Origin of the sequence: uncultured Campylobacter sp., from assembly GCF_938018145.1 — a bacterium.
Lineage (GTDB): Bacteria > Campylobacterota > Campylobacteria > Campylobacterales > Campylobacteraceae > Campylobacter_A.
Window position 1 is genome coordinate 1 of record NZ_CALIII010000065.1, and the last position, 6067, is coordinate 6067.

Annotated in this window: 5 protein-coding genes and 1 pseudogene; 4 read left to right on the forward strand and 2 right to left on the reverse strand. The window is 49.6% G+C overall.

The genetic code is table 11. The annotated features are described in order from the left end of the window. Positions 1-248 precede the first annotated feature (248 nt). From menA to Q0338_RS01470, 3 genes are all read left to right on the forward strand, one after another. On the forward strand, positions 249-1151 hold the full coding sequence (menA, locus tag Q0338_RS01460) for a 1,4-dihydroxy-2-naphthoate octaprenyltransferase (protein WP_298085208.1): 903 nt from the start codon (positions 249-251) through the stop codon (positions 1149-1151). A 136-nt stretch (positions 1152-1287) separates the two neighbouring features. Beyond that, on the forward strand, positions 1288-1857 hold the full coding sequence (locus Q0338_RS01465) for a YceI family protein (protein WP_298085209.1): 570 nt from the start codon (positions 1288-1290) through the stop codon (positions 1855-1857). A gap of 141 nt (positions 1858-1998) precedes the next feature. Continuing rightward, on the forward strand, positions 1999-2172 hold the full coding sequence (locus Q0338_RS01470; RefSeq protein ID WP_298085210.1) for a hypothetical protein: 174 nt from the start codon (positions 1999-2001) through the stop codon (positions 2170-2172). Here the strand turns inward: Q0338_RS01470 and Q0338_RS01475 are convergent. Then, on the reverse strand, positions 2155-3297 hold the full coding sequence (locus Q0338_RS01475) for a glycerate kinase (protein WP_298085211.1): 1143 nt from the start codon (positions 3295-3297) through the stop codon (positions 2155-2157). The genes Q0338_RS01470 and Q0338_RS01475 overlap by 18 nt on opposite strands. A 605-nt stretch (positions 3298-3902) precedes the next feature. Continuing rightward, on the reverse strand, positions 3903-5273 hold the full coding sequence (locus Q0338_RS01480; protein ID WP_298085212.1) for a GntP family permease: 1371 nt from the start codon (positions 5271-5273) through the stop codon (positions 3903-3905). Positions 5274-5734: 461 nt separating this feature from the next. On the opposite strand from Q0338_RS01480, the pseudogene Q0338_RS01485 reads away from it, so the two are divergent. After that, positions 5735-6067 (forward strand): annotated as a pseudogene (locus Q0338_RS01485) (hypothetical protein); the annotation flags it as partial.

A 6067-nucleotide genomic window follows, 5' to 3' on the forward strand; every position in this document is an offset into this window, starting at 1 on the left:
GATAAGGTGCTTAAGTTTTGGCGAGAAATGGCGGAAATTTGATAAATTTAAGCACAGACGGCTTTGGTGGCAAATTTAACTAACCTCAAAACTCTAAATACGGATATAACCGCTGCAAATTTTAACTCCTAATTTACAAATTTTACCCATAAACCAGCTCAAATTTATATTATTTTTTGCATTCGGGTGCTAAATTTGAGCTCAAATTTGTCGTAAATTCGGCTCTAAAAATCAACAAAAGGCAAAAAATGATAACCGCAAAGGCTCTTTACGCATCCGCTCGCCTTAGATCGCTGCCGCTTAGCGTCTCGGGCGTACTGCTCGGCAGCGGTGCGGCATACGGCGCGGGCGTATTTAGAGCGGATATTTTCGCACTGGCGCTGCTTACGACGCTGCTGTTTCAGGTACTCAGCGACTACGCCAACGACTACGGCGACGCGGTAAAAGGCACCGACGACGATGGCAGGCTGGGGCCGCGCCGAGCGATCCAAACGGGGCAGATGAGCGCCGAGCAGATGAAGCGCGTCATCGTCGCTACGGCGCTGCTTTCGGCGCTTTGTAGCCTCGCGCTAAGCGTTTTGGCATTCGGCGAGCGGTTTTATCTCGTGCTACTATTTTTAGCGCTAGGCGGTGCGTCGATATACGCTGCGATCCGCTACACCGTGGGTGCCGGTGCATACGGATACCTGGGGCTTGGCGACGTTTTCGTGTTTTTGTTTTTTGGACTTTTGAGCGTGCTGGGCTCGTACTTTTTATACGCGCGTTCGCTCGATGCGGCGCTGTTACTGCCTGCGTGCGCGTGCGGGATGCTAAGCACGGCGGTGCTAAATCTAAACAACATGCGCGACATCCAAAACGACGCGCTCAAGGGCAAGCGCACGATCCCCGTACGTATCGGACTGAGCGCAGCCAAGCGCTACCACTACGCTCTTATCGCCGGCGGAGCGGGCTTAATGCTTTGCTATTCGCTTTTGCGCGGAGATTCGGGCATAAAATTACTCTATATAGTTAGCTTTGTGCCGCTTATTTGGCATATCTTTTTCGTATCGAAAGTTCGGGGGTGTCGCGACTTTGACGGACAACTAAAGGTCGTCGCGCTCTGCACGTTTGCGATGTCGGCGCTGTTTTTCGTCGGGGAAATTTGGGGCTAAATTTAGCCTGATCGTTCTTAGCCTGCGATCAGCGGGCAGCAAAAAAGTAATTCAAATTTTTCTCAAAATGTTGCGAAAAAGTTATATATTTACTTTTTTAAAATACACTTTCAAACCTAAATCACAAGGAGAAAAAATGAAAAAACTAATCAGATTTTCGCTAGCAGCAGCGCTAGCAGCGAGCTTCGCAAACGCCGCAGTCTATGAGATCGACCCGGCGCATAGCAACGTCGGCTTTAAGATCAAACACCTAAGCATATCAAAAGTTAGCGGAAATTTCGGCAAATTTGACGCCGTGATCGACTACGACAAGGATGCCAAAGAGCTAAAAGAGCTAGAGGCTACCATCGAAACCGCCTCGGTAAATACGCAAAACGACAAGCGCGACGAACACCTACGCAGTGCGGATTTTTTCAACGCGGCCAAATTTGACAAAATCACCTACAAAATGGTCAAATTTGAAAAAGAAAGCGACACAGAAGGCAAGGTCGTGGGCACGCTCACGATGCACGGCGTCACTAAGCCCGTGGTGCTAAAATTCGAGCTTGGCGGCTTTACTGCGGATAAAAACGGCAAGGAAAAAATCGGCTTTAGCCTAGAGGGCGAGACCAAACGCAAGCTCTTTGAGATCGGGCTAGACACCTCAGAGATCACGCTATCGGACAAAGTCGAGCTAGAAATCGAGATCGAAGCGAAGGAAAAATAAACCTGCAGCAAATTTAACCAAAGCCCGTTTTTCGGGCTTTGGCTTGTTTTTAAATTTTAAGTTTTTGCAAATTTGATAAACCGTGCGGCGCGAAATCCGCACGGCAAAAACTAAAACTAAAATTTGACGCGTCAAAGCACGATGTCAAATTTAAAAACCCACGAAACAGCCGCGCCAAAAGACGAATTTACAACAAAAAACATCCGCTCGGGCTCGCAAATCATACCGAGCGGTCAAGCACGACCAGGCCAGCAAACCGATAAATCGCCGACCCAGTCGCCGTATCAAAGCGTAAATTTACCCTTTACGCCCTAGCAAATATAGCCTCAAAGCCTGCTGGGCAGTCATTTTGAGGTTGCGCGTCGCGGTTTGCTTATCCATCGCCTCCTCTAGGCTCACAGGCTCGTTTAATACGCTAAAAAACGCGTCGATGCCGTTTTCGTTACAGCCGCCGGCGCACGGCGCCACGCTGCCTGCTAGCGCGATGATCGGCTTGCCGTATTTTTTGGCGATTTTTGCCACTCCGGTCGGGGTCTTGCCCATCGAGCTTTGAAAGTCCAGTCGCCCCTCGCCGGTGATGACTAGATCGGCGTTTTTTACGTCCTCTTCGAGGCGGATTTCCTCCATGATGATGTCGATGCCAGGCTTTAGTTTGGCGTTTAGGTAGCTCACAAACCCGTACCCTAGCCCGCCTGCCGCGCCCGCGCCCTTGAAGTTCCAAAATTCGCTCGAAAAGTGCTCGCTCGTGGCGCTAGCAAAGCTAATTAGCCCGGCGTCCAGATCCTTTACCATCTGTTCATCCGCGCCTTTTTGCGGGCCGTAGACGTAGGCCGCGCCGTTTTTGCCAAAGAGCGGGTTATCCACGTCGCAAGCTACGAGGAACTCGCACTCTTGTAGCTCGGGCGCTACGTTTTTGTTTGAGATTTTTGTGATTTTTATGAGGTTTTCGCCTTTGCCCTCGAGCAGCTCGCCGTTTTCGTCAAAAAACTCGTATCCAAGCGCGCTTAGCATACCCGTGCCGGCGTCGTTCGTAGCGCTACCGCCGATACCGACGATAAATTTACGCGCACCCTTGCTAATAGCATGCAAAATCATCTGCCCAAAGCCGTAGGTGCTCGTTTTCATCGGGTTTCGGCGCTCTTTTTCCACCAGCATGAGCCCGCTAGAAGACGCCATCTCGAGGATGCCCAGCTCGCCTGCTAGCGCGTATCTGGCGGGGATCTTTTCGCCGAGAGGATTTTGCACGATGACGTCGATAAACTCGCCGTTTAGCGCGTCTGCTAGCGCCACCACGCTACCCTCGCCGCCGTCTGCGATGGGCTTTACCACCACTTCGTCCACTTCGCTCCCTAAGGCCTCGATGCCCTCTTTTACGGCGTTGCCGGCCTCGAGGGAGCTCAAAGAGCCCTTGAAAGAGTCGATTGCTATTAGTATTTTCATCATGTTTTCCTTTTTGGCAAGGCTTGTTTTTTGAGCGCTTTTTCAGTTGCGCTTCGCTCACTGCTTTGCAAGAAGCGGAGCTGGCTAAAATTTAGCTCGGCGGACTATTTTTGCTTCGTTGCGCTCGCAACTGCAAGCAGAAGTCCAGCCTGAGCTAAATTGTATCTGCGCAACCCCAAAAAATCATCTCAAAATACTTCGCCTTAAATTTTACGGTCTGATTTTATCAAATTTAGTTTTAAATTGTGACGCTTATAAATGCCAAATTTGACTCCAAGCCCGCGACGCTTTGTTCGAAGAGCAAAGCTATGTCGCCACATCTCACGTGCAGTGGGGTTAGAGAGGGCTTTTGCGTCGCTGCGCTTGCCTTGTACTTAGCCGCACCTCGTTTGCTACTGTTAGGACGCGCTCTCTTTGAGAGCTGCAAGCAGACCGTAATTCAAGCCCCTTCCCCCTTAACAAAAAAGCTTAGCGCGCAACGCTAAATTTAACCAAACCAAATTTAACATTTTCAAGATGCGGGTCTAGGCGGACAAATTTGAAAATTTACCGCTCTTACCGTAAAGAGTGCAGTCTCGTTGCGCCAAAACCGCACTCAAATTTATTTACAATAAAATCAGCGACGCTACCCAAACCGTCGCCATACCCACGATACCCATTATAAAGGTAAGCATCGTCTGAGTCTTGTAGCCCTGCTCCGGCGACATCTTGCTAAAGTTCGTAACGACCCAGAAGTAGCTATCGTTAGCGTGCGAAACCGTCATCGCGCCCGCAGCGATCGCCATCACCGTTAGCACCGCGCCCATCTCGCTCGTGAGCCCCAGCGCGCTCATCATCGAGCCGCTATCGGTGAAAAGCCCCATGATAGAGGCCGTCGTCGTAAGCGCCACGGTCGAGCTGCCCTGAGCGGTCTTGATGATAGCCGAGATAACAAATGGGAAAAATATGCCCACAGTGCCGATGAGATGGGCGTTTGCCTTCATAAACTCGACAAATCCGGCCTTAGCGATGACGTTGCCTAGCACGCCGCCCGCAGCCGTGATGAAAAGGATCGGTCCGACGATCTTTAGCGTTTCGTTGGTCATGAGGTTAAATTCGCCCAGCTTGCCCGTTTCAGCCAGCAAGATAACGGCAAATAGCACGCCCACGCCAAGCGCGATGATCGGGTTGCCCAAAAATAAAACGAAATTCGCAAATGAGCCTTTTAGCTTTAGTATCGAGACGACCGAACCCAGCGCCATCAGCAAAATCGGCATAAAAATCGGCGCCAAGCTCAAAAACGCGCAAGGCAGCTTGCCGTGCTCTTTGATGATCTCGTCGTAGCTCTTGCCGACGTCTGCGAGATCCTCTTTTAGGCTCACTTTTGCGCCGATGGTTTTAGCAAAAAGATAGCCCGCGATGAGAACCGGTATCGAAACTACCGCGCCCACGGCGATGACTAGCAGCAGGTTGTGCCCCACGCCCACGGCTCCAGCGGCCGCTATCGGGCCCGGCGTCGGCGGTATAAACACGTGCGAGGTGTATAGGCCGCACGAGAGCGCGACCGCCATAGCTACGGGGTTGGCGCCGATCTTTTCCTTTATCGCGCGGCGGATCGGATCTAGTACCACAAAGCCGCTATCGCAAAAGACCGGGATACCCACGATCCAACCCATGATGAGCATAGCTAGCTCGGGGCGCTTGTCGCCTACGCAGCGCACGACCATGTCGGCCAGCTTTAGCGCCGCGCCCGTCTTTTCCAGCGCCATACCGATGAGCGCGCCCAGGATGATGACGATGCCTATGCTTTTAAATATCCCGCTAAATCCCTCTCCGATGATCGCGGGAACCTTGACCAGGTCGATGCCCGCGACGACAGCTAGAGCTAGCGAAACGAGCATGATCGCTATAAAGGGGTGAACCCCGAACTTAGAAATCAGCACGATCATAACGACGACCGCGATGACGAAGCAGACGATGAGAGCAATACCGCTCATAACAGCTCCTTTCGGATAAAATTTTTGCCTAGCGCAATATTACCGAAATTTGTTTTTAAAATATCTAAATTAGATTTGAAATTTTAGTTTCATTTTATAAAATGAGTGAATTTGACGGCCGATTACTTTTGCGGTAAATGCGCCGGTAGCTTTGGCGCGGTTAAATTTTGTTTTGAATTTAGGTTCGAATTTGGAGCAAATTTATCACAAAAAATAACTTGCGAGGTTAAATTTGCGATATTATAATTCGTAAAACAAGCGTCGAATTTGACTACTAGCACTTGCCAAAGCTCAAATTTAACTCCGCCTTAAGCCTTACGGCACTATCATTTTATCAATGATTTGCAAAAGATGCGAAGCGGTCAAATTTAAAACAGTTGCGGGTTTTATTGACCCGCATATTTTAGGCACGAGGCAAAACGTACCGTCTCCGTTTTGCCGACAACTAAAAAGGATACGCTATGGGTATGATAATCTTACTTTTTTACGTTATTCCTTATATGGCAGTTAGCGCCATAGTGATGGTCATCACCGTAAAATACGCTAAGAAAATTTGGATCAGAGGCATAGTAGCGGCCGCGCTATTTCTAATCCCTACTTACGACATCATCATCACAAATATTCTTGGAGTGTATTACTGCGGTACCGCTCCAAAGGCTTTTATAAAGGAGACGGTTGAGTATCCGGAAAGTATTTATTTTGAGGATAATGTTCGTCCCTTTGAGGATGCGAACATAAACTGGATCAAGGGGAGGTTTGTCGACGGTGTCCATATAAAAACTTTGGCTTTAAAT